The 22,812-nt window shown below is 50.5% G+C and carries 24 protein-coding genes and 1 tRNA gene; 8 read left to right on the top strand and 17 right to left on the bottom strand.

The annotated features are described in order from the left end of the window. Nucleotides 1–334 precede the first annotated feature (334 nt). The 4 genes from OXI60_00225 (at nucleotide 335) to OXI60_00210 (ending at nucleotide 4,879) form a co-directional block, all read left to right on the top strand. Complete coding sequence (locus OXI60_00225) at nucleotides 335–2,071, top strand: hypothetical protein (GenBank protein MDE0308244.1); 1,737 nt, start codon at nucleotides 335–337, stop codon at nucleotides 2,069–2,071. A gap of 99 nt (nucleotides 2,072–2,170) precedes the next feature. After that, entirely contained in the window at nucleotides 2,171–3,487 is a 1,317-nt protein-coding gene (locus OXI60_00220) for a TRZ/ATZ family hydrolase (protein ID MDE0308243.1), read from the top strand. A 25-nt stretch (nucleotides 3,488–3,512) separates the two neighbouring features. Further along, complete coding sequence (gene ubiG, locus OXI60_00215; GenBank protein MDE0308242.1) at nucleotides 3,513–4,214, top strand: bifunctional 2-polyprenyl-6-hydroxyphenol methylase/3-demethylubiquinol 3-O-methyltransferase UbiG; 702 nt, start codon at nucleotides 3,513–3,515, stop codon at nucleotides 4,212–4,214. Next, nucleotides 4,211–4,879, top strand: coding sequence for a phosphoglycolate phosphatase (locus OXI60_00210; GenBank protein MDE0308241.1), 669 nt, complete (start codon nucleotides 4,211–4,213; stop codon nucleotides 4,877–4,879). The genes ubiG and OXI60_00210 overlap by 4 nt, the downstream gene beginning before the upstream one ends. A gap of 140 nt (nucleotides 4,880–5,019) precedes the next feature. On the opposite strand, the gene OXI60_00205 is transcribed toward OXI60_00210, so the two are convergent. From OXI60_00205 to pcnB, 6 genes are all read right to left on the bottom strand, one after another. Further along, a complete protein-coding gene (locus tag OXI60_00205) occupies nucleotides 5,020–5,757 on the bottom strand; it encodes a pseudouridine synthase (protein MDE0308240.1) in 738 nt (245 codons plus the stop codon). Between the two features lie 41 nt (nucleotides 5,758–5,798). Next, nucleotides 5,799–6,368 (bottom strand): SMC-Scp complex subunit ScpB, encoded by a 570-nt coding sequence (scpB, locus tag OXI60_00200; GenBank protein ID MDE0308239.1) that lies wholly within the window; start codon nucleotides 6,366–6,368, stop codon nucleotides 5,799–5,801. A gap of 6 nt (nucleotides 6,369–6,374) precedes the next feature. Beyond that, nucleotides 6,375–7,166 (bottom strand): ScpA family protein, encoded by a 792-nt coding sequence (locus OXI60_00195; protein MDE0308238.1) that lies wholly within the window; start codon nucleotides 7,164–7,166, stop codon nucleotides 6,375–6,377. Between the two features lie 5 nt (nucleotides 7,167–7,171). Continuing rightward, nucleotides 7,172–8,395, bottom strand: a complete 1,224-nt coding sequence (locus tag OXI60_00190) for a tryptophan--tRNA ligase (GenBank protein MDE0308237.1) — start codon at nucleotides 8,393–8,395, stop codon at nucleotides 7,172–7,174. 81 nt (nucleotides 8,396–8,476) lie between these two features. Beyond that, nucleotides 8,477–8,974, bottom strand: a complete 498-nt coding sequence (folK, locus tag OXI60_00185; protein ID MDE0308236.1) for a 2-amino-4-hydroxy-6-hydroxymethyldihydropteridine diphosphokinase — start codon at nucleotides 8,972–8,974, stop codon at nucleotides 8,477–8,479. Then, nucleotides 8,971–10,236 carry a polynucleotide adenylyltransferase PcnB gene (pcnB, locus tag OXI60_00180; GenBank protein MDE0308235.1) on the bottom strand — a complete coding sequence of 422 codons (1,266 nt, stop codon included), beginning with the start codon at nucleotides 10,234–10,236 and terminating at the stop codon, nucleotides 8,971–8,973. Before pcnB ends, folK begins: the two co-directional genes overlap by 4 nt. A 62-nt stretch (nucleotides 10,237–10,298) precedes the next feature. On the opposite strand from pcnB, the gene OXI60_00175 reads away from it, so the two are divergent. Both OXI60_00175 and trxA read left to right on the top strand, forming a co-directional pair. Then, nucleotides 10,299–10,373, top strand: a tRNA-Glu gene (locus OXI60_00175). A gap of 32 nt (nucleotides 10,374–10,405) precedes the next feature. Continuing rightward, a complete protein-coding gene (gene trxA / locus OXI60_00170) occupies nucleotides 10,406–11,278 on the top strand; it encodes a thioredoxin (protein MDE0308234.1) in 873 nt (290 codons plus the stop codon). Here the strand turns inward: trxA and xerD are convergent. The 6 genes from xerD to rpsP form a co-directional block, all read right to left on the bottom strand. Next, nucleotides 11,275–12,189 (bottom strand): site-specific tyrosine recombinase XerD, encoded by a 915-nt coding sequence (gene xerD, locus OXI60_00165; GenBank protein ID MDE0308233.1) that lies wholly within the window; start codon nucleotides 12,187–12,189, stop codon nucleotides 11,275–11,277. The genes trxA and xerD overlap by 4 nt on opposite strands. 12 nt (nucleotides 12,190–12,201) lie before the next feature. Next, on the bottom strand, nucleotides 12,202–14,085 hold the full coding sequence (locus OXI60_00160; protein ID MDE0308232.1) for a hypothetical protein: 1,884 nt from the start codon (nucleotides 14,083–14,085) through the stop codon (nucleotides 12,202–12,204). Nucleotides 14,086–14,261: 176 nt separating this feature from the next. After that, nucleotides 14,262–14,609, bottom strand: coding sequence for a 50S ribosomal protein L19 (gene rplS / locus OXI60_00155; protein MDE0308231.1), 348 nt, complete (start codon nucleotides 14,607–14,609; stop codon nucleotides 14,262–14,264). Beyond that, complete coding sequence (gene trmD, locus OXI60_00150; GenBank protein ID MDE0308230.1) at nucleotides 14,609–15,358, bottom strand: tRNA (guanosine(37)-N1)-methyltransferase TrmD; 750 nt, start codon at nucleotides 15,356–15,358, stop codon at nucleotides 14,609–14,611. Before trmD ends, rplS begins: the two co-directional genes overlap by 1 nt. Before the next feature lie 17 nt (nucleotides 15,359–15,375). Then, the gene (gene rimM, locus OXI60_00145; GenBank protein MDE0308229.1) at nucleotides 15,376–15,888 is read right to left on the bottom strand and encodes a ribosome maturation factor RimM; all 513 of its coding nucleotides are present in this window, start codon (nucleotides 15,886–15,888) and stop codon (nucleotides 15,376–15,378) included. A 4-nt stretch (nucleotides 15,889–15,892) separates the two neighbouring features. Further along, the gene (rpsP, locus tag OXI60_00140; GenBank protein ID MDE0308228.1) at nucleotides 15,893–16,144 is read right to left on the bottom strand and encodes a 30S ribosomal protein S16; all 252 of its coding nucleotides are present in this window, start codon (nucleotides 16,142–16,144) and stop codon (nucleotides 15,893–15,895) included. Nucleotides 16,145–16,377: 233 nt separating this feature from the next. Between rpsP and OXI60_00135 the strand changes: the two genes are divergently transcribed. Together OXI60_00135 and OXI60_00130 are read left to right on the top strand one after the other, a co-directional pair. Beyond that, nucleotides 16,378–16,797 (top strand): hypothetical protein, encoded by a 420-nt coding sequence (locus tag OXI60_00135; protein MDE0308227.1) that lies wholly within the window; start codon nucleotides 16,378–16,380, stop codon nucleotides 16,795–16,797. Then, the gene (locus OXI60_00130) at nucleotides 16,790–17,203 is read left to right on the top strand and encodes a type II toxin-antitoxin system VapC family toxin (GenBank protein MDE0308226.1); all 414 of its coding nucleotides are present in this window, start codon (nucleotides 16,790–16,792) and stop codon (nucleotides 17,201–17,203) included. The genes OXI60_00135 and OXI60_00130 overlap by 8 nt, the downstream gene beginning before the upstream one ends. A gap of 191 nt (nucleotides 17,204–17,394) precedes the next feature. Here the strand turns inward: OXI60_00130 and OXI60_00125 are convergent, their stop codons facing one another. From OXI60_00125 to OXI60_00105, 5 genes are all read right to left on the bottom strand, one after another. Next, nucleotides 17,395–18,429, bottom strand: a complete 1,035-nt coding sequence (locus OXI60_00125; protein ID MDE0308225.1) for a histone deacetylase family protein — start codon at nucleotides 18,427–18,429, stop codon at nucleotides 17,395–17,397. Between the two features lie 120 nt (nucleotides 18,430–18,549). Next, nucleotides 18,550–19,584, bottom strand: coding sequence for an extracellular solute-binding protein (locus OXI60_00120; GenBank protein MDE0308224.1), 1,035 nt, complete (start codon nucleotides 19,582–19,584; stop codon nucleotides 18,550–18,552). 219 nt (nucleotides 19,585–19,803) lie between these two features. Continuing rightward, nucleotides 19,804–20,616, bottom strand: a complete 813-nt coding sequence (locus OXI60_00115) for an ABC transporter permease (protein MDE0308223.1) — start codon at nucleotides 20,614–20,616, stop codon at nucleotides 19,804–19,806. Then, a complete protein-coding gene (locus OXI60_00110; protein MDE0308222.1) occupies nucleotides 20,609–21,565 on the bottom strand; it encodes an ABC transporter permease in 957 nt (318 codons plus the stop codon). The genes OXI60_00115 and OXI60_00110 overlap by 8 nt, the downstream gene beginning before the upstream one ends. A 1-nt stretch (nucleotide 21,566) precedes the next feature. Then, nucleotides 21,567–22,673 (bottom strand): ABC transporter ATP-binding protein, encoded by a 1,107-nt coding sequence (locus tag OXI60_00105; GenBank protein ID MDE0308221.1) that lies wholly within the window; start codon nucleotides 22,671–22,673, stop codon nucleotides 21,567–21,569. Nucleotides 22,674–22,812 lie beyond the last annotated feature (139 nt).

Below are 22,812 nucleotides of genomic sequence, written 5' to 3'. Positions count from 1 at the left end.
GGTGCCTGGCTATTCAAGTGGGGGGAGTTTCATATCGGAACTATATTTTACCACATTCTCGATCTTGAAATCGGCCGAAAAACGTCAATTCAATCTCTCAGGCATGAAGTCAGTCACCGGCCTGCAATTGGTACATTTGCATCGTCCCGGATATGGCAGGGGAGCGTTGCACATGACAGGAAATCTGACAGACAATCACATCAACAGATCAGTGCGCTGATGCAGTCTGAATTGGGGCTGTGCCATTTTTCAGGTCGACTTCGCGCGCCGTCTCATTCGACATATTCGCTATAATCTTTCCCGCCGACCCTTACTCCCCCAAAATCTTAATTTCATGGCTGACTCAAGTAGCAATACGACCTCAAGCGTTCGTTACGAACCGAACGAAAATCCTCCAATTCCACTGTCTATAGGACTGGGTTTTCAGTTTGCCATACTTTGTGTCGGCGGCACGGTACTGACCCCTGCAATTGTCGTCAACGCAGGCGGTGGAAGCGCATCCTATGTATCGTGGGCAGTATTTGCAGCTGTTGCAATCAGCGGAATCACTACGATCATACAAGCGGTTCGAGTCGGCAAGATCGGTGCAGGTCATGTCCTCGTCATGGGCTCCTCAGGTGCGTTCATCGCAGTTTGTGTGACTGCCATTGCCCAAGGCGGTCCTGCAATGCTGGCGACACTGGTTATCCTGTCTTCGATTTTCCAGTTTGTACTGGCGGCCAAACTGTCCTTTTTCAGACGAATCCTGACTCCATCTGTTGCCGGGCTTGTCATCATGTTGATTCCAGTTGCCGTTATGCCGATTATTTTCGATTTGCTGGATGATGTTCCGGAAGGAGGTGTCCCGCACGGCGCACCCGTCAGTGCATTCGTAACTGTAGCGGTCATTCTCGCGATTGCACTGTCAGCCAAGGGTGTGATGAGGTTGTGGGCACCGGTGGTCGGCGTGGTGATCGGATCAATCGTTTCCGGATTCTACGGCCTTTATGATGTCGCCAGCATCGCCAGTGCGGATTGGATCGGGCTTCCTGGCGGGGACTGGCCCGGATTCGATCTCAGTTTCGGTCCGGTATTCTGGACACTTCTGCCGGCTTTCATACTGGTCACGTTGATCGGTGCTGTGGAAACCGTCGGCGATTCCATCGCGATCCAGAGAGTGTCCAGACGCTCGCCGCAAGCTGTCGACTTCAAGATTGTGCAGGGTGCTGTCAATGCGGATGGTGTCGGTAATCTATTGTCGGGCATTGCCGGCACTGTTCCCAATACAACCTATTCGACCAGTGTCTCAGTCACGGAACTTACCGGTGTCGGCGCGAGATCAGTCGGTGTCGCACTAGGAGTCATCTATATCACACTCGCTTTTGTTCCAAAGGGACTGGCGGTCATTTTGGCAATTCCGGGACCGGTCGCGGCTGCCTATCTGACTGTCTTGCTTTCGCTGTTATTTGTCGTGGGCATGAAGATCATCATCAACGACGGTATCGATTATCGAAAGGGATTGGTAGTCGGCGTGGCATATTGGGTTGGAGTCGGGTGTCAGGCAGACCTGATTTTTCCTGAGCTGCTGGAACAGTATACCGGTGAGATGTTGAAAAACGGCATGACCGCAGGCGGCCTGACAGCAATTCTGATGACACTGTTCCTGGAACTCATTGAGCCGAAACGAAGGAAGTTGGAGGTTGATTTCAACGTTTCATCTCTCACGGAAATCAGAAAATTTCTCGGGGATTTCTCAAACTACTGTGGTTGGGACGAGAAGATGGCTCTCCGTCTTGAATCTGTCAGTGAGGAGTCCTTGCTGACACTGCTTGATGGTGGTGAGAAGGATACGAAACAACGCCTGCTGCTCAATGCACACAAGGAAGAAGGTATGGCTGTACTGGAATTTATCGCAGGTGGTGCAGAATATAATCTGCAGGACAGAATCGCTCTTTTGGGTGAAGAGATAGAAGATACAGCCACTGAGCGGGAGCTTTCGATCAGGTTGTTGCGACACATGGCAGCATCCGTCCATCACCAACAGTATCACGACTTGGACATCCTGACACTCAGAGTCGAGCCGCCGAGTTGAGAATCGTCTTACGTATCTTTAGAAACAGCCACAACCTAACCGGGCGGGCGTAGTTTCGGATGTGGATTTCCTGAGTTCGATTGAGTGGATTGACCGGACATGCCAAGAGCTGACACCATCATTGACCCAAGCTGGATCATCACCGTCGATGATGCTGACACGGTTTTGGAAAATCACAGCGTCGTAGTCGTCGAAGATCAGATCAAGGAGATTGTACCGACGTCTGAAGCAAGTCGGAAATACCAGGCGAACGAACATGTGACGCTCGACGGGCATGTCTTGATGCCGGGTCTCGTGAACGCACATACACACGCTTCCATGTCGCTGTTTCGGGGGATTGCGGAAGATCTTCCTCTTAAGGACTGGCTGGAGCAACACATCTGGCCGCTTGAAGCCAAATGGGCAGACCGCGAGTTCGTCCGCGATGGGGCTCTTTTGGCCTTTGCCGAAGCGATTATGAGCGGAACGACATGCATGAATGACATGTATTTTTTTCCGGATGAGGTCGGCGAGATCGCCGAGCGGTCGAACATACGTGTATCTCTTGGCATGATTGTTTTGGAGTTTCCCACAGTCTGGGCAGGTTCGTCCGAAGAATACCTCGAAAAGGGAATGGCTTTGTACAGCAAGTTCAGGAACTCCGATCTGGTCACTGCGATGCTCGCGCCCCATGCGCCCTATACTGTAGCGGATGCCACCTTCGAAAGGATCGCCGACATTGCCCAGACATACGATCTTGGCGTGCATATGCACGTCCACGAAACAGCACAGGAAGTCACAGACTCACTGGATCAGCACGGTGTTCGTCCGATTGAACGCCTCAACAATATCGGAATGGTCAGTCAGCACTTGGTCGCTGTCCATGCGACACAGTTGATCGATGAGGAGATCGAAATGCTTGCAGACGCTGGAAGCTGTGTCGTGCATTGCCCAAAGTCCAACCTGAAACTTGGAAGTGGCATTTGCCCGGTCAGTGATTTGCTTGCCCGCAATATCACGGTCGGAATCGGTACCGATGGCGCGGCCAGCAATAACAGCCTGAACATGATTGAGGAAACGAGAATCGCAGCCTTGCTTGCCAAGGGCCATAGTGGAGATCCGGCAAACGCTGCTGTGAATGAAGCACTCAGAATGTCGACAATCAACGGTGCGAAGTGTCTGGGAATCAGCCACAAGACCGGTAGTCTCGAGGTGGGAAAGCTGGCCGATATGGTAGCAATCGATCTCGATGATCTGCAGTCAAAGCCGTTGTATAGCCCGGCAGCACAGGTTGTGCATGCCGCAACGCGCAACCAAGTCACGAACGTATGGATTGGCGGCAAGCGTGTATTGAATTTCGGGACGCTGACAACAATTGACAGTTCACAATGCATGGCACTGGCTGATCGATGGCAAGCAAGGATCTCAAGCAGTTGAGTTTCCGACCCCAGGCAGAAATCGCATGACCTCATTGAATGTAGACAACGCTGAAGTCGATAAGTTTTCCAGTCTTGCCGAGCAATGGTGGGATCCCAATGGCAAGTTCCGGCCGCTGCACACGCTCAATCCGCTAAGACTGCAATTCATACTGGATCATTCAGAGGTCGCAGGAGCCAGGATCCTTGACGTCGGTTGCGGCGGTGGAATCCTTTCTGAATCACTTGCGAAGAGCAACGCCAACGTCACCGGCCTGGATGTCAGCGAAGCATCGTTGCAAGTGGCAAGACTGCATCTTCTGGAAAGCAACCTTGAAGTTGACTATGTTCACTCCACGGTTGAACGTTATGCCGAAACCCATTCGATTGAATTTGATATCGTCACCTGCATGGAACTGCTCGAGCATGTTCCTGATCCTGTTTCAATCATCCAGGCCTGCAGTCAGTTGACCAGGTCAGGTGGAAGTCTGTACTTTTCGACCCTGAATCGGACCTTCAGGAGTTGGCTGATCGGAATTGTCGGTGCTGAATACATTATTGATGCGCTGCCCAGGGGCACGCATCAGCACAGTAAATTCATCCGCCCCTCGGAACTCAACCAATGGTGCAGAAGTGCCGGCGTCAGATTGCAATCACTCATTGGGGTGCAGTACAACCCACTGAATCAATCGTTTCGACTATCTTCGGGGGTCGAAGTCAACTACATTGCCCATTGCGTTCGATCTTGAAGAAGTATCGCCTCGCACTATTTGATCTGGATGGAACCGTTGCTGATACTGCGCGGGATATGGTCGGTGCATTGAATCATCTTCTCAAGGAGGATTCCAGACCAGCCATACCGTTTGAGGAATTGCGTCCGCAAGTTTCCAACGGGACACCGGCCCTGATTCGCGCAGGGTTCGGATGTTCGCCCGGTGAAAGTGGTTTTGAAGAACTTCGTTCCAGATTCCTTGACCGCTACGAAAAGAATCTGTGTGTACATACAGAGCTATTTCCTGGAATGCCATCAATCCTGAATCGGTGCATCGAGTCCGGCATGTTGTGGGGAATCGTTACCAATAAACCGGAATATCTGACTTTGGAGTTGATGGACGAGCTCGGTCTTTCCAAAAACGTTGCCTGCGTAATCGGCGGTGACTCTCTGCCAGAGCGAAAGCCGCATCCGTTACCAGTCACTCACGCATGCAAACTGGCGCAGACTGCGCCGGACAACTGTATTTTTATCGGCGATTCCTCGCGCGACATCGAGGCGGGTCGAGCTGCGGGCGTCCAGACTCTCGCAGTAACCTACGGATACATTCCACCTGGAGACGACCCGATGTCTTGGGGAGCGGATTTCATTGTCGATTCAGTCTCCCAGATCCAGTCAATTTTATGGGGCTCTTCCAGTTGAGATTCGCGGGGTATTTACAAAAGGGACGAGAGCGGGCAGTCAAAATACCAAGTGATACAGGCGATTGCAGAGACTGGAAATAGTTGTATGCCGAAAATTCCTTAAAGTCAGTAGAAAATTGCCGTTCATTCCACAATGAATCAAACGGTCGACTTCACGGATTGCATCAGTTGTGATGTTTGCGTCCGGTCCAGTTCCTTCCACTTTCCCTGGGGGAGTCTATTGTCCAGAACAATGCTGCCGTATCTAACCCTTTTCAGTCTGCTTACCTGATTGCCGACAGCTTCCCAGGCCCGACGGATCTCACGATTCCTGCCCTGCTTCAGGATAATCCTGTACCACTGGTTGCTTCCTTTCCCTTTCAATGTCTCGATCTGATTGAAGAAAAGAATTTCACCGTCGAATCTGACGCCAGTTCGCAAAGCCATCAGTTTCTGCTCGGAAACCTCGCCGAATACCCGGCAAAGATATTCCCGTTCAATCTCATTCGCCGGGTGCATGAGTGAATTCGCAAGACTGCCGTCATTGGTGAAGAGCAACAAGCCAGTTGTGTTGAGGTCAAGCCTGCCTACTGAGACCCATCGACCATGTTCAATTGGTGGAAGGGAGTCAAATGTGAGCGGACGATTTGCAGGGTCATTTCGGCTGCAGACTTCGCCCGACTTTTTGTGATACGCGATCACACGTGTCACTGATGCGCCTTCGCTCACCGTAATGTGTCGGTCATCAACAACTACAAGATCACCATATTCAACCCGATCGCCCAGCTTATATTCACCGCCATCGTGTCGAACCCGTCCCTCCTTAATCCATTGCTCAATCTCTCTTCTGGAACCGAAGCCTTTACGAGCCAGATATTTTTGAATTCGCTCGCTCATTTCCGCAATTGCTCATGCTGGAGGCGAAAGGTGTCGCAGACTCACTCGTTCAGTTCACTCTCATCGGAAGGAGGCTCCGATGATGCCTGTTTTTCAAGCAAGTCCAGAGCCGGCAGGTCATCAAGTGACTCAAGATTGAAGTATTCTAAAAACTTCAGCGTTGTCTTGAACAATGCGGGGCGTCCTGGAACCTGTTTGTCGCCCGCCTGTTCAATCCATTCATTTGTCAGCAGAGTACGCATGATTTCTGTTGAGACAGAAACACCTCGGATACTCTCGATATCTCCTCTGGTAACCGGTTGACGAAATGCAATGATTGAAAGCGTTTCCATCAGCGCACGGGAATATCGCCTGGGCCGGATCTCCGACAGTCGACGCAACCATTCCGCGTATTTTTCACGGGATTGATAGCGGTAACCGCCTCCGATTCTCTTCAGTTCCACACCGCGGTTCTCACAGTCTCTTTCAATATCCAGCAAAGCACGCTCAACGTCAAGAATCGTCGCACCGTCCTGCTCATCGAATAGACTGCTCAGCTGTTCGACGGTCACCGGAACGTCGGACGTCAAAATTGCCGCCTCAACGATTCTTTTCAATTCCTGATGATCCATGGCGCGTCAGTCCGTCAAGCGAATGTGAATCGGGGAATTGGAGTCCGCCTGAATTGCATAGATTCTCCCGGAGTTGATCAGCTCGAGTAACGCAAGAAATGCAACAACCATTCCGGCCCGCCCTTTTCGCTTGTCAAAAATCTCATCAAAACGCAGTTGACTGTTGCTTTTCAATCTGTTGACGATCTCATCGACTGTATCCTTCACCGAAATGTTTTCTCTTTGCATCACGATAGCGGCATTCTGGTCGGCCAACTGAAGTACGCCCTGAAACGCCTCGATCAGATCACTCAGTTCGACCAGCTCGTAGATCGGCACGACATTGCGCACGACTCCTTTGGCATGGCCAACGAATATCTCTCTCCCCACTCTCGGCTTGCCGTTCAGCATTTCTGCAGCATTCCTGAAAATCTCGTACTGCTGCAGTCGCCTGGCCAATTCGAGACGAGGGTCGATCTCCTCTTCATCAACAGCCTCAGATGACTTGGGTGGGAGCAACAGCCTGGACTTGATCTGCGCCAAAGTCGCTGCCATAGCCAGATACTCACCCGCCAGTTCCAACTGAATCTTTTGCATCAAGTCGATATATCTCGCATACTGGTCGGCAATCTCAGCCACAGGGATGTTCAAAACATCAAAACTGTTCTTTCGTATCAGATAAAGCAACAGATCCAGCGGGCCCTCGAAATCCTGCGTGATGACCTCCAGTGCGTCCGGTGGGATGAAAAGATCAGTCGGAACCTCTCTTCCCTTGAAGGTCGACGCATCCGTATCAGTCGCTTGAGGGTCTTTTTCCAATTCTACTAACGATATCCTGCAGTGCCGACATGACGACGGACCTCACTCATGGTCGCTTCTGCCACGGCACCTGCCCTTTCACAGCCTTCGGCAATCACGCCTTTGAGAAATCCCTGATCCTCAATGTAGGGTTTTGCCCTTTCAGCATGTAGGTCCTGTTCTTGCAGCAGTGAGTCAATCAAAGGTTCCTTGCAATCAAGACAGCCAATGGAGCCGGAGGTGCAGCCTTCGCGAATCCATTTCTTTGTCGAATCTTCCGTGTAGATCTTGTGCAGGTCCCAGACCGGACATTTGTCAGGATCACCGGGATCGTTACGGCGAACGCGCGCCGGATCAGTTGGCATTGACCGAACGCTTGTATTGATACGGTCCCGATCATCTCGCAAATAAATCGCGTTTCCATATGATTTCGACATTTTCTGTCCGTCCAGACCAGGCACCTTCGACGCCTCGGTAAGGTAGGCCTCAGGCTCGGTCAGAATCTGCCGGCCGCCGCCTTCGAGAAAGCCCAACAGTCTGTCGCGGTCGGCTCGCGAGAGGTTAGAAACAGCCGCCAGCAGCTCTTGTGCTTTCGCCAGTGCCAAATCATCACCGCGTTCCGTATAAGCCTGCTGACAATCCCGATATTGGCGCCCGATTTTCTTGCCCAATTTCCGAATGGCGTGTTCTGCCTTTTCACGGAAGTCCGGCTCACGACCGAAAATGGAATTGAACCTACGCGCCAGTTCACGCGTCAGTTCAATGTGAGGCACCTGATCCTCTCCCACGGGCACCAAAGATGCCCGATACATGAGGATATCCGCACTTTGCAGTACCGGATAGCCAAGGAAACCATGGGTTGACAAATCCCGGTTCTGCAATTTTTCCTGTTGATCCTTGAAGCTCGGAACGCGCTCAAGCCAGCCCAGCGGACTGATCATCGACAATAACAGATAAAGTTCAGCGTGCTCGGGAACCCGGGATTGAATAAAGATTGTAGCCAGTTCAGGATCCACACCGGATGCCAGCCAGTCGATAATCATGTCCCAGACATTTTCCCTCATGTTCTTCTCATTGACGGCCTCAAACTCGGTGGTCAATGCATGCCAGTCGGCCACAAAATAAAAGCATTGGTGCTCATGCTGCAATTGCACCCAGGGTTTGATCACACCGTGGTAGTGTCCAAGATGCAACCTGCCGGTCGGGCGCATACCGGAGAGCACACGCGTTGGCTGGCCAGATACGTTCATAAACTCGGTCCTCGTTACCTGCGGCTTATGCTGATTGTGATGATGACTTGGAATTTCCCATTATGGTAGATATGTCGGGATTCATCCGATCCGGGTAACTCCTTGGTCCATGCATTGTTCCAGTAGAAGTTCGGCAGTTCCCTTGCCGGGAATGATCGCATCCGGCGCTATCTCGACCAGCGGCTCCAGAACAAAGCGGCGTTCGTGCATTCTAGGGTGTGGAACAATAAGATTGGGGAAACTGACCTGCTGTGTACTATACAGCAAAAGATCAAGATCAATCCGACGAGGTCGGTTGGGAAGGTGTGAGCGAACCCTGCCGATCTCCTGCTCCATTTCGAGCAGCGCACGAAGCAATTGGAGCGGCTCAAGTGTCGTCGCTAAAGCGCAAACTGCATTGACAAATTCGGGTTGATCGGCAAACCCTACAGGCTCAGACGAATACAGGGAAGATTGGCGGATGACATTGCAGTGCTTGTGCATGTCAAGTGTGCTCATAGCGGCCTGGACCTGGCTTGATGGATCGTCCAGATTACTGCCAATTCCGATATAGGCAATTGTGGTGTCAGATTGGTTCAATTCCTGACCCTTGGCTTGAAACGACGTCTGCGTCTGGGACGGTTCTTCCCGGTAACAGGTTGGCTGTCTCGAACCTTGATCCAGCCCAGCACTGATTTCATGGCCACTTCCTCAAATCTTATGCGATGCTGCAACAGGCGAACAGCTGCCCTGAACCTGGGATTGTCAATGATGTTCCGGGTGCCTGGCTTTGTCTGTTGCATTTTTTTCTGCAGCCGCCAGATTTCAAGAATATGGAGCCCATGCACCTTGGAAATGTAGGTTCTTTGATTTTGCAGCTTCAGCACATCTTTCGCCAGCCGCAACGGGTCGAAATATCTGCCATTGCGTCGGGCGTTCTCCCGGCGCAGCGCACGACTGTATGGCAACCATAGAACTGCTGCCAACGTGTAAGAGAAACTCAGCGGTTCAGCATTGCGAACCCTGACATCCATCTCCTGGCATAACGTCGTCAGCCACTGCAGGGTGCTTTCATCCATGCTGTATCCATGAACCTTTGAGTAGCCCGGAAATAGGTCGGTGAATATCCCGAATTCGTTCAACAATCCAAAAGTCGAGACCGCGCAACCGCTGAAAAACAATTTCTTGAGCTCATCCGACATTCTCGAATTGGAGACATCAGCCAGCAATCGGGATAAGTCTGGAAGGGGTTCGGCAGAATCTGGATCAATTTCAAAATCCAATGAGGCAGCGAAGCGGATTGTTCTGAGCATTCGCACGGGATCTTCCTGATATCGTTCGCTCGGACTCCCGATTACGCGAACTATCTCGTCGCGGATATCGTCAAATCCCCCTGTATAGTCCAAAATCGTCATTTCGGAGGGATTCAGGAACAAGGCGTTGATTGTCAAGTCGCGTCGAAAGGCGTCCTGCTCAATATCTCCGTAATTATTGTCCTTGAGAATTTTCCCTGAGGGAGAGAAGTTACGTTGCCTGCCCTTGCGGCCGGCCGCACCAGGCGCGGCCCGATACGTGGCGACCTGCACGGTCTCGCAACCGATCCGAACTTCAACCAGACGGAACCGGCGACCGATGATGGTCGCTCTCTCAAACAATCTTTTCACCTGCTCTGGTGTTGCATTGGTCGACACATCGAAGTCTTTCGGCTGTTTGCCGAGCAACAGATCGCGGACGCATCCGCCGACAAGTTCGCCAGAGAATCCGGCGCGGTTCAATCTGTGGATGACCTCAACCGCTTGACCGCTCAACTGGCCAATGTCGATTCCATGCTCACTTTGCTGAATGACTTGTGGTTCGCTCATAACCTGGCAGTTGCATTGAACATCAACAATGTAATTTGTGATACCATTTTCAACTCACACTTGCTCCCTTCGTCTAGCGGTCAGGACATCGGCCTCTCAAGCCGGGAACAGGGGTTCGATTCCCCTAGGGAGCGCCAAAGGATTGCTACTATTGAGGTGAGGGTATTTCATGTTTCGAATCGGGGGCGATGAATTTGCCGCTCGCGATCCAGGTGCAATCGACGTTGATGCCGGTAATTTCCTGGCGGAAGTCATCGAAAAATCGAACACGGTACCGGTCCTGGTGGATTTCTGGGCACCGTGGTGCGAGCCTTGCAAAACCTTGACACCGATACTTGAGGAAGTGTCCGCCGAGTACGGTGACAATCTACACTTTGTAAAAATCAACATTGATGAGAATCAGGCGCTTGCGGGACAGTTTGGCATACGGAGCGTACCGACCGTATATCTGGTGAAAAACAGTGATGTAGTGGATGGTTTCATGGGCGCCCTACCCAAAGAGGCCATCAGACAGTTTCTCTCGAAACATGTCGTTGCTGACAATGCTGAGGAGGAGGACCCGATCGATGAGTTGTTGAGTCATGGTGATAAATCCCGGGCAATTGCGCAACTGAAATCAGAAGACTCTGACGAGGCGAATCTGCGTCTTGCAGGCATTTATCTGCAAGATGACGATTATCAAAGCGCACGCGATTACCTCTCGAAAGTCAAAGACGACACTGCCTCTCCCGAATACCGGAAAGTAGTCGCGAAACTGGAAATTGTCGACATTGTCGAGAACGCGTCTCCGCAAGCTGAATTGCAAGCCCGGATCGCGCAAGACCCCGAGGATTGGGATGCCCAATTCCACCTTGCCGCAATCAATCTGCTTCAGGGTCATTTCGAAACTGCTCTGGAATCACTGTTGGAAATCGTCAGGAAAAATCGGTCATTCAATGATGATGCCGGTAGAAAGACTCTGGTCAAGGCATTCGACATGCTCGGACCGGATGACGATCTGGTGTCAAAATATCGGCGTATGCTGGCTCGCACGCTGAACTAGCCCCGTGGGTGGTGTTCCTGGAGCAGATTGGCCAGACGCTGCTTCGAGATGTGTGTATAGATCTGGGTGGTTGACAGATCGCTATGGCCCAACAGTTGCTGAATTGTTCGCAGATCAGTTCCGTTATTCAAAAGATGTGTGGCAAAGGAATGACGCAATGAGTGTGGTGTCAGTTCGGTTTTGATTCCGGCTGCTGTCGAATATTTGCGAACATTCATCCAAAATGCCTGGCGCGTCATTTTGCTGCCTCGGACAGTCACATACAGGTCATCGCTGACTTTCTGTTTCAGCAGGTCCTTGCGGTGACTTTCGAGATACGTCTTGAGCCAGTCTACGGCATATTCACCGAGCGGGACCAACCGTTCTCTTGCGCCCTTCCCGGTCAGACGTACCCAGCCGTTTTGAAGACTGACTGAGTTGACGGATAAATTAATCAGTTCGGATGTCCGCAGTCCGGAGCCGTAAAGAGTCTCCAGCATCGATCGATCCCTCACGCCCAGGGATGTTGTGGTGTCCGGTGCGTTCAACAGCAATTCCACCTCGTCCTGGGTCAGCGACTTTGGCAAGGGTTTCCCATGAAATGGGGAACTCACATTTTCAGTCGGAGACGACTGTACAAGCTGTTCTGTCAGGCAAAACCGATAAAATCGCCGCAATGTGCTCAGTTGCCTGGAAACCGAACGCGCACTATAGCCTTTCCGCTTGGCAAGATACCCCATCACATCACTTCGAGTCGTGTCCAACAGGGATTTACCGCTGCTGTTCAGCCACTTTGCGAACGCTGTGAGATCGAGCCTGTAGGCCTCAAGCGTCGCCTCGGCCAATCCGGATTCAGACCAGATGACATCCGCGAACTGTTCGATCAGCCGAGCGTCTTCGGATTGGATTGCACTGGCAACCTTATTGTTCATACTGAGATCGGCCTACGAGTCTGGTAAATTCTTCAATCGATTGGCAATCAGATCCTTGCTTCTTGGATCCAAGGACTCTTGCCTGAGTTCTTCATAGAGTATTCTGGCATCGTCATAAAATTCTGACGCCACCAATTGGTCTGCTGCCTCCAAGCGAGCCGACTTGCCCCAGTTGTCGTTCCACTTCCCACCCAATCGAGCTGAACGCAACAGCATTTCGGAGGCTTGCGAATTCTTGAGCTGAGCAGCCAGGGACTCTGAGATCCAGCGAAGGATTTCACGTCTGGTCTGGACATCTTTCGTCTTTTCGAAAAGTTCTCGGAACAGCGAAATGGAGTATTCATGGATTCCGCTGCCCTGCAGATCAAAAATTGAATGCATGATTCGATCTGCGGTCACCTGCTCCACATCGGCAGGTAAAGTGCCAATCAGCCTGGTGATGAGTTGATAGGCGGTTTCGTACTCTTTCACTGCAATTGCCGTCCGTGCCCTGCGAAGGATATGTATGGTCAACTCACTTAGTTCCTCAGGCTCGTCCATGGACACCATAATGTCCAGCGCAGCCGCATAGTCTTTCCTTCTCAGGGCTCGATTGGCCAGCTTTATCTGTATTGGTGCGGATGTCGCGACGACGTCGAAGTGCTTCAGACGCACGAATAATGTATCCATCAGATGATCCAGGTCACCGGCATCCATATTCTGTGCCATGTCGAATACGCTTGCCCGGTAGATTTCAGGATCGGAAGTCTGCTTGGCGAGAAAAGCGAAAATCGCTCTTGCTATGGTGGGTGCTGTTATGTCGAATTCCTGTCCGAGGTTGTACCAACGCAAGTCGTCGCCGATCACAAGGTTGAAATCATATGCGACCGAAATCGCCAATTCCGCATACGTGTCCAGCAACTGTTCCACGGTGACAGGATCGATCACCCAGACCCAAGAAGACCTTTGTTCAAAGTCGTAGTTTATCGACAGGCCGTTTTCGATCGCCATAACCTGTAACTCCAAATCATTGACATCGCGTGCTGCCGATCCGATCAACGCCCATAGTTCCATTTGAAGTTCCGGTCGATTGGCCAATTCGGACTCCAACTCCAAACCGACCTGAATTATTTGACTTGGTGCACTGTTTCCTGACAGATAGTCGGAGTACAGCACCAGAAGTTTACTTTCCTTTGTCTGAAGTGCTGTGACACGATTGACGGCTTGCTGGGGGTGGCCTGCAATAAACAGCGTTCTGGCATATCGCTGTTCCCATTCCGGGGCACTTGGCCGATAATCCCGAAAATAGACGGACATCGCCACTTGGGCATCTTCAATCGCGCCTTCAGCAAGATAGCACTGCACGAGCAACTCCCGCCATTGAATCATTTTGGCCTGATCGTAGGGGAACTCCCAGATCAGGTGACGCAGTCGTTGCTTTGCGGTGTCAATCTGTCCGAGGGAGAGACTCGCATAGACTGCATGTTCATGCAAATCGGTATAGAACTCAAAAGGGATGGTGTCTGTAATTTCCCTGGATCGGGTGAGAATGCCATTCCAGTCTTCAAGCATTCGCGCAACATCAAAAAATACGCGCTCCCACTCGACCCATTCGTCCGTTAACTCGTAGACCTGGCGTTCTCTTTGCAGCGAAGAATAGGCCAGTTGAAGCATCCCCTCGTCGATCAACAGTCTGATTTCCTCTAACGTGGTCTGGTCCGGAAACGGAGCTGTGGATGCTGACTCCGATGGAGTCTGGTCGTCGACAGGGTCCTGAGTTGCGAGCGGGTCTGTCGTTGCCGGCCCGTCTACCTGCTCGACCGATACTGCGTCAGCTTCATCTTCGGTCGTCGTCTGTGCGTTGACTGACGATGCCATGAGAATCAGTGCGACAGCGATCAGGGCAGATCTGATCAATTGAGAATAGTTCGAACGATTCATCGAAGAATTACGAAACGCCCGGAAATGATCCGAAACTTGAAGATGGTCCTTCAAATGGAGGAGACAGATTTCTGTGACTTCCTTACCCCAATGTACAGGAGTAAACAAACTAGCAATACAATTCGCTTTAGGATAAAGCGATAACAATTTGATTATTTGATCTTTTCCTTGATTCTTGCGGACTTCCCAGTACGTTCTCTCAAATAATACAACTTAGCCCTGCGTACTGCGCCGCGGCGTTTTACCTCGATACTGTGAATCAAGGGACTGTGTGTCTGGAACACCCGTTCCACTCCTTCTCCGTAGGATATCTTACGAACGGTAAAAGAAGAGTTAAGCCCGCGATTTCTCTTCGCGATCACAACACCTTCAAATGCCTGCTGACGTTCCCGACTGCCTTCGCGGACAAGTATCATCACCCGAACGGAATCGCCAGGAGAAAATTCCGGAATGTCACTCCGCAACTGTTCTGCTTCAATTGATTCGATTACGTTCGCCATTATGTTTGCTCCTTATCATGTTCTTCCTGAAATTCTGCCAATGCCCGTTGTTGCTCTGAGCTCAAATCCTGCCCGTCCAGCAAATCAGGTCTCAACAGCCAAGTTCGACCGATTGATTGTTTCAATCTCCAATATCGTATCGCTTCGTGGTCACCGGACAGCAAGACAGCTGGCACCTCATGCCCATCGACCACTTTCGGCCGGGTATAGTGTATACAATCCAGCAATCCGTCAGCGAATGATTCCTGCGTACTGGATTGGTCATTGCCCAACACACCTGGAATCTGCCGGACAATTGCATCTATCAACACCATTGCCGCGAGTTCTCCACCGGAAAGGACGTAGTCACCGATGGAAACTTCCTGTGCGCCAATTATATCCAAAGCCCGCTGGTCAATCCCCTCATATCGTCCACATAAAAAAATCAGTTCCGACAGTCCGGCAAACTCACAGATGTCCTTGTGAGCCACTTTCTTGCCCTGCGGACTCAGATAAATGACTGTCGTGTCGTTCTTTGCTCCCTGCTTCAGCTGATTAATACACTCGACAATCGGTTCCGCCAGCATCACCATGCCGGGGCCGCCCCCGAAAGGTCTATCGTCAAGATGCCTGTGATTTCCCTGGCCGAATGATCGAAGATCAATCGGTGCGAAATCAACCAGATTGTTTTTGACTGCACGCCCGACAACACCGTAGTCGGCCACGGCATGAAACATCTGCGGGAAAATAGTAACTACCGATATCCGCATCAGTTCATCACCTCGGATCAGAAATCTTCGAACCAATCTACGCGCATTGTCCCCTTATCCAGGTCCACATCCACAATCACACTATCCAAATAAGGGATCAAATGCTTCTTGTGCCCGTTAACCACCAGAACATCATTCGCACCCGTTGCGATGATTTCCATGACCGTACCAAAATTCTTGCCATCGGTGTTCGACACGGTCAAACCGATCAACTCATTCCAGTAATAGGTTCCTGGGGGAAGCTGAGGCAGTTCGGACAGGGGAATCAGAATATCGGAGCCCTTCAGCTCTAGTGCCTCTTCCCGGTTATCCAATCCCTGCAACGCTGCAATGATGTGACTGCTTTGGAATTTGGCAGCGACGACCTCAAACGAACGCTCGCCAAGTTTGGGATTGGACACTATCCAATTCGAAAATTCCAATAGAGTCTGCGAATCTTCGGTAAAGGAGCGTATCTTGACCTGTCCTTTGACTCCGAATGCATCTGTGATGCGGGCTACAACGATATTTCTGTCTTTCCCGCTCGCCACAAAGTCAATTATCTGAGGCTCTTACCGACTTGACCAACTGACGGACGCGATCTGACAACTGGGCCCCGTTTGCCAACCAATAGTCAACTCTATCCAAGTCAACTTTCAAACTTTCTTCGTTAGCGGCTGCGATCGGGTTGAAATACCCGATACGTTCAATGAATTTGCCTGTCGATGCGCGTCGCCTGTCGGCTACAACGATCGAATAGAAAGGTCTTTTTTTCGCTCCACCGCGCGCAAGTCGAATAACGACCATAGAATGAATGTCTCCACAAGTTCACGTAAAAAGCCGAATTATATTCAAATTCCACTATCTCTGTTGTTCGGATTTTTGAATTCATCACACACTCAACCACAAAGAACCGTTTACCTGCCTGGTCGTACAGCATCGATCAGGGATGAACTGGAAATAACTTTCGAGACGAATATAACATATATGTTATAGTAAATATATATCTATGTAACTATTATGATGCCTGGAAAGCATTCATGTCTAAGTATATGCCGCTGGAACTGTATTTGAAGTCAGTTGAACTGGAAACGATTTCCATGACTTTTGCAGAAATTGAATCGATCATCAATTGCAGCCTGCCTCCATCAGCTCGCAAGCATCGCCCCTGGTGGAGCAACAATACGTTTAACAGTGCGATGACCCGATCGTGGATTGCGGCTGGATTCAAGGCGACTCAGGTTGATATTGACCGTGAGGCAGTCGTTTTTGTTAAGGCTGAAGTCAAGAATAAAGCTCCAAATACTATAGCAATTCGAGTCTCGGAAAAGTCGAAGGTGCATCCCGCTTTTGGATGTTTGCGCGGCACGGTGACCATACCCAGCGATACCGATTTGACAGAGCCGGCTATGGAAGATTGGACAGACTTAGCCATGAACGCAAGAATTCACAATGAGTAATCTGCTGCTCGATACCTGCGCTGTCGTCTGGATTGGAATGGGCGAAACGATTGACAAAGCGGCAATGGAGCAAATCAATGAGGCCTACCATGAAGACGGAAAAGTTTGCATGTCTCCCATTACAGCCTGGGAGTTGGCCGCACTTGCAAATAAAGAACGGATAAGGCTGGCGCGTTCGGTTTTAGACTGGTTTGAGTCTTTTGCGGCCCAAGACGGAATAACAATGACCTTGCTTTCCCCTCGTATTCTCGTCAATTCCTGGGAGTTGCCAGGCACCCCGCCGAACGATCCGGCCGATCGAATTATGATTTCAACTGCACGCACGCTGAACCTCTCGATTGTCACCCGGGACAAGCCGATTCTGGACTATTCAAGCCAAGGCCATGTGCAGGCGATTCATTGTTGATTAAAGTTGAGAAAACAGTGGAGAAACATAGTCGAGATTACCGGTTATCGCCCAACTCCTGAACAAACCTTGAAAAGGGAATTAAATCTCTCGTTATTGTGTTGATCTGTCGTCTTCGTAACACCGTTCGCCAATCCCGCATTTCACAGGTTTGTCGCGTCGCAACTGACGACTGAGATTCTGCTATTCGACTAGTTGCCGGTTGCCAAGAACCCGTCAAGAACATTGACTGTGTTCAAGCCAATTTCAGACACGGCATATCCGCCTTCCATGATAAAGACAGTCGGTAACCCCAGCCGCCCGATTGCCTCACCATAACGAGTGAAATCATCACTATCCAGCTTGAAGAAACTGATCGGATCGTCCTTGAACGTATCGACACCCAATGAAACCACCAGTGCATCGGGCGAGAACTCCTGAATTTTCCGACATGCATCCTGCATTGCGTCAAACCAGACGGAAAACTGTGTATTCGGAGGCATCGGATAATTCCAGTTGTATCCTTCGCCATTGCCGCTTCCTCCTTCGTCCGAGTAACCCAGAAAGTGCGGGAAAGCGTCTTCCGGTTGACCGTGCAAGGAGCAGAACAACACATCGTCCCGATCATAAAAAATATCCTGACTGCCATTTCCGTGATGAAAGTCCACGTCCAACAGTGCTACACGTCCGGCACCGCCGCGTACGAGCCCCTCAACCGCGACCGCAGCGTTGTTCATAAAGCAATAACCGCCATAAAGGTCCTTTCCGGCATGGTGACCGGGCGGACGACACAACGCAAAAGCGGACCGATCAGTTCCGATTGCAAGTTGTGCCGAAATTGCACAAGCGGCCGCAGACTTTGCGGCTTCCCACGTACCCGACGTGATAGCTGTTTCGATAGCCATAGCGTAATAGCCCAATTTTCCGTCTATGTGGTTGGGAACCCGGTTTTGCTGCATTCGTCGGGTTGGCATTACAGCGGGAATGGCTTCCCCGCTCATACCCTCCGCTTTCCAAAGATCCCATGCGCTTTCCAAAAACTCAAGGAAGTCGGGGGTATGGACTCTCTGGACAAGATCGACATCAAATTCCCCGGGCTCTGAAAATTCCTCATATCCCCGTTCGGACAGTCGATCCATCACATAATCCCACCTTTCCGGACATTCAAACGGTCGTACCAGCTCACCGCCATACAACTCGCCTTTGGGAAAATGCAATACGTGTTTTTCGCTACGATAGACTTTCATGACGATTACCTGGAATTCTCACTGTCATGCCAAACGATCTGTGGGTCGGATGAGATCAAGATTCAACCCACTGCGGTGGAACTGAACTGAATCAATTCCACCGGCAGTGTCATGGCACCATTACTTCTGAACTTCAGTCCAGATTGCTGTATATAACTGTTGCGCCTCGGGCGGACATGGCGGAACAAATACACCTGCACTTTGAAGTTCCGCAGGAATTGCGATCTCCGGTGCGGTCGCGAGGTCCGAAGACATATACGCCTCCGACCCATCAATGCCATTGGCATACTGAGCGAAAGCGGAAATCATCGCTGCATTTTCAGGATCCATCAGAAAATTCTGAAATAACTTTGCGTTCTCAACGTTCTGAGAGTCTGCAAGAACTACGACATTGTCCATCCACAGTGGATAGCCCTGCCTTGGATACCCATAAGCAATGTCAGGATTTTCTTCGCGGGCGCGCTTGCTGTAACCATTCCAGTTCATCGAAACTGCAACGTCACCGCTGACGAGTTTCTCCTTGGTTCCATAGTCGATGGACTTCCAGTTTGCTTTCGCTGCCATTACAGTGTCCCGGACTTTCTTCAATACTTCCTTGTCAGTGGTACAGGGTTGTCCGCCTTCATACATGATCGCCATACTCATGACGTCATTCATTTCAGGGACAACATTGATCTTTCCATGAAGCTCTTCCGGAGGAGAGAAAAATAATTCGGACGTATTGATGTCCCCGCCATACATGGCAGTATTCACAGAAATTCCGGTACTGCCCCAAGTCCACGGTACGCTGTACTTCCTTCCTGGCTCCCAATCCGGATTTTTCCACTGTTCGGAAACATGCTTGAAATTGGACATTTCGTTAGGGTTGGTCTGCATCAGCAGACCTTCCTCGATCCAGATCGGCATGTGCGATGACGTCGGCACCGCGATATCAAAACCGTGCCCGCCAGGTCGAACTTTGGACAGTGCCGTCTCATTGGAGTCATAGTCAGTGATCGTGACCTTCACGTCGTGCATCTGTTCGAATTTCGCTATCAAGTCAGGGTTTGTGTAATCTCCCCAGTTGAAGATATGTAACTCCCCTGCTGCGTATGTCGCGTTGACAAACACCAATGCCACAAATGCAGTCACAAATTTGAATCTTACCTTTTTCACTTCAAAATCCTCCCAAAATGATTGAAATCTTTTCAGAAAATCTGAAGTCCAATAATAAACCAAAATCAAGGGAATTGATTCAAATTTTCTGCACCGGGCTGCGCATAACATGTATGTTCTCAAGCTGGCGCTCAATCATGCGGCTGTACCACGAGCTGAATGTCATTTCTTCAATGTAGTGGCACTTCAGGCTTGAACGGATTACCGAATCAGTTCCTGTCACCGATTTCTCAACAAATAGAAGATCGAAACCAAAAGTATCGAGATTCCAAGCAATGCGCTGGATATTGCGTTGACTTCGGGGGTAATGCCCCGGCGCAACTGGCCAAGCATGTAGGTCGGCAACGTATCCTGCCCGGCAGATTTCACAAGTTCTGTGATCACCACGTCATCCAGTGAAATCACAAACGCAAGCATTGCTCCAGCTAGTATTCCAGGCCAGAGTAAGGGCAATGTGATTCGCACGAATGTCTGCCAAGGCGTTGCATACAGGTCCTGCGCTGCAGTCTCCAGCGAAATATCCATTCCCTCAAGACGCGCCCGAATCGGCAAATACGCGAAAGGAATGCAAAATGCAGTGTGAGCCAGCATCAAATAGAACAAACCGTGATAGCCGGTGACTGTCTTGATGATTGCGAAAAAGATCAAAAGTGCGACGCCCGTAACGATTTCAGGCACCATCAATGGCTGATTGATCAACGCATAGACTGCCGTTCTTCCTCTGTAGTTTTCGGTTCGAGTGGTACCCAATGCTGCCAATGTCGCCAATACGGTCGCGGAAAACGAAGCGACACTGGCAAGAACAAATGATCGTATTGTCACCTCCCGAACCTGTTCATTTTGCCACGCGACGTGATACCACTTCAGCGAAAACCCCTCCCACAGCGCGATATTGGTCCCAGCATTGAAGGAATAGACCACCAGCGCAACGATCGGTGCATACAGCAATACAAAACACAAGACGGCTATCGTCGGGAAGCCAGGCAGCTTCCGAACTGCGAATGCTTTATTCCGGGCCAGTGCGTCAGACATGTTCAGCACCTCCCCGCTGAACCGCGCGCACATAGATCAGCAAGGCACCCATCACTACACACAGCAGGAAAATCGACAACGCTGCACCGAGCGGCCAATTCCGACCCTGCCCAAACTGTAACTCGATAAGATTACCCAGCATCAGGTGCTTGCCACCGCCCAGGACGCGAGGCGTGACATAAGCGCCCAAAGATGGAATAAATACTAATATTGAACCGGCTACGATACCCGGGCGAACCAAAGGAATGATGATTCGCCAAAGCACCTTCAGTCTGGTCGCGTAGAGATCGTAAGCCGCTTCCACGAGCCTGAAGTCAAGTTTCTCTAGACTTGCATAAAGCGGAAGCACCATCAATGGCAGATAGACATAAGTCATGCCAAGCATAATGGCGAAATCGGTGTACAACATTTCAATCGGAGACTCGATCAGTCCCCAACTGATCAGGAAGTTATTGACGATTCCATGATCCCGTATGACTTGCATAATTGCGAATGTTCGAATCAGCAAATTGGTCCAGAATGGAATCGTGATGAGAAATAACCACAGATTTCGAGTTTGAGCTGGTCGCGTCGCAATGAAATACGCTGTCGGAAACCCCAGAATCAGTGCAAGCAATGTCGATTGAATTGATAGATTGACTGAGCGCCACAGAATCGAAAGATGTGCGCCAGCAATCGAAATGGTTCCATCGAAAATATCCTTTTTCAGAAAAACACCAAACCATCCGTCAATAGACGGTTCCCAAATCACACCTCCATACGGCCCCGCCTTCAAGAAGGAATAGACGAGCATGATCAGTAGCGGTCCGGCCGCACCGACCGTCAAAACAATCAGTGCCGGAACACTCAGTAAACGATAACCGCGAATCTTCTCCCTGCGGGCTTCCTCAATTGCGGCCTGGTGCTCCTTTGAGGCTGCGGCCGGATTGGAAGATGCGGTCCCAGCCATGTCAGTCTTTCATGACCTGCATGGCTGAAGGATCAAGTGTGATTCCAACTTCGCCACCAATCTCGAACTGCTTCTCGCGTCCGCTCAAGTTTTGTATGTGAGCCGTGAATTCAGTCCCGTCCGAAAGCTCGATTATGTAGTTGGTATGCGTGCCCAAATAAACGATGTTCCTGATCACTCCGGTAAACGTGGCATCTTGCAGTGAGTTGTTGAGTGTGGTCTGCTCAGGACGAACAGTGACAGTGACTTTTGTGTCGGCCCGCAAATCTGGAACCGCGGGAACAGAAAAGACTTTACCGGTGTCGAATCGGATACTCACCAATCGGTCGGTCACGGACGTTACGTCCGCCTTTAGAAAATTTGAATCTCCGATAAACTCCGCGACAAATCGCTTTTTCGGATGGTTATAGATGTCACCCGGACTACCCACTTGAAGGACTTGTCCGTTATTCATTACCGCCAAACGATCCGACATTGTCAGTGCTTCTTCCTGATCATGCGTGACAAATATGAATGTGATTCCCGTTTCATGCTGCAGGCGTTTCAATTCAAGTTGCATATCCTGCCGAAGTTTGTAATCCAACGCGGAGAGAGATTCATCTAGCAGTAGTACCTTGGGTCTCGGTGCCAGTGCACGTGCCAGCGCAACCCTTTGCTGCTGTCCACCGGAAATCTCACTGGTTCTGCGATTTGCAAGCTCTTCCATGCGAACGAGATTCAATACAGAATCAACGGTCTCGGCAATTTCAGATTTCGCCTTGCCCAGCATTTCAAGACCGAAACTGACATTCTGACGAACCGTCATATGAGGAAACAGCGCGTAGTTCTGAAAGACCGTGTTGACGGGTCGCTGATATGGCGGCAGAAACGTAATGTCCTGATCATACAGGAGAATGCTGCCAGAGGTGGGGTGCTCGAATCCTGCAATCAAGCGCAGCAAGGTTGTCTTACCACAACCGGAAGGTCCCAACAACGTGAAAAACTCATTTTCCTTGATGTCCAAGTTGACACTATCCAACGCCGTGACCGACTCATCGCCCTCGCCGAATACCTTGGTGGCCATGTTGACCATGACCGCAACCGGGTGCATTGGACTTTGTTCAGACATCAAACCAGAAACTGTTGTTGTACGTAGACAATTGACTACGCTTTATACCCGACTCAGACAAACAAAATCCACATAACAGAAATTTTGCGATTCGCGTAAAGCGCGTCAACCAACTCGCCCAAATCAAGCTGGTTGAAGA

The organism is Acidiferrobacterales bacterium (assembly GCA_028820695.1).
Classification (GTDB): domain Bacteria; phylum Pseudomonadota; class Gammaproteobacteria; order Arenicellales; family JAJDZL01; genus JAJDZL01.
This window is presented reverse-complemented; position numbering and strand designations above follow the sequence as displayed.

What these genes read in the sequence shown, in the direction of transcription:
- OXI60_00225 (MDE0308244.1), top strand. Translation starts at nt 335, where the DNA reads ATGGCTGACTCAAGTAGCAATACGACCTCAAGCGTTCGTTACGAACCG.
- OXI60_00220 (MDE0308243.1), top strand. Translation starts at nt 2,171, where the DNA reads ATGCCAAGAGCTGACACCATCATTGACCCAAGCTGGATCATCACCGTC.
- ubiG (MDE0308242.1), top strand. Translation starts at nt 3,513, where the DNA reads ATGACCTCATTGAATGTAGACAACGCTGAAGTCGATAAGTTTTCCAGT.
- OXI60_00205 (MDE0308240.1), bottom strand. Translation starts at nt 5,757, where the DNA reads ATGAGCGAGCGAATTCAAAAATATCTGGCTCGTAAAGGCTTCGGTTCC.
- scpB (MDE0308239.1), bottom strand. Translation starts at nt 6,368, where the DNA reads ATGGATCATCAGGAATTGAAAAGAATCGTTGAGGCGGCAATTTTGACG.
- OXI60_00190 (MDE0308237.1), bottom strand. Translation starts at nt 8,395, where the DNA reads ATGAACGTATCTGGCCAGCCAACGCGTGTGCTCTCCGGTATGCGCCCG.
- pcnB (MDE0308235.1), bottom strand. Translation starts at nt 10,236, where the DNA reads ATGAGCGAACCACAAGTCATTCAGCAAAGTGAGCATGGAATCGACATT.
- trxA (MDE0308234.1), top strand. Translation starts at nt 10,406, where the DNA reads ATGTTTCGAATCGGGGGCGATGAATTTGCCGCTCGCGATCCAGGTGCA.
- xerD (MDE0308233.1), bottom strand. Translation starts at nt 12,189, where the DNA reads ATGAACAATAAGGTTGCCAGTGCAATCCAATCCGAAGACGCTCGGCTG.
- rplS (MDE0308231.1), bottom strand. Translation starts at nt 14,609, where the DNA reads ATGGCGAACGTAATCGAATCAATTGAAGCAGAACAGTTGCGGAGTGAC.
- trmD (MDE0308230.1), bottom strand. Translation starts at nt 15,358, where the DNA reads ATGCGGATATCGGTAGTTACTATTTTCCCGCAGATGTTTCATGCCGTG.
- rpsP (MDE0308228.1), bottom strand. Translation starts at nt 16,144, where the DNA reads ATGGTCGTTATTCGACTTGCGCGCGGTGGAGCGAAAAAAAGACCTTTC.
- OXI60_00135 (MDE0308227.1), top strand. Translation starts at nt 16,378, where the DNA reads ATGTCTAAGTATATGCCGCTGGAACTGTATTTGAAGTCAGTTGAACTG.
- OXI60_00130 (MDE0308226.1), top strand. Translation starts at nt 16,790, where the DNA reads ATGAGTAATCTGCTGCTCGATACCTGCGCTGTCGTCTGGATTGGAATG.
- OXI60_00125 (MDE0308225.1), bottom strand. Translation starts at nt 18,429, where the DNA reads ATGAAAGTCTATCGTAGCGAAAAACACGTATTGCATTTTCCCAAAGGC.
- OXI60_00115 (MDE0308223.1), bottom strand. Translation starts at nt 20,616, where the DNA reads ATGTCTGACGCACTGGCCCGGAATAAAGCATTCGCAGTTCGGAAGCTG.
- OXI60_00110 (MDE0308222.1), bottom strand. Translation starts at nt 21,565, where the DNA reads ATGGCTGGGACCGCATCTTCCAATCCGGCCGCAGCCTCAAAGGAGCAC.
- OXI60_00105 (MDE0308221.1), bottom strand. Translation starts at nt 22,673, where the DNA reads ATGTCTGAACAAAGTCCAATGCACCCGGTTGCGGTCATGGTCAACATG.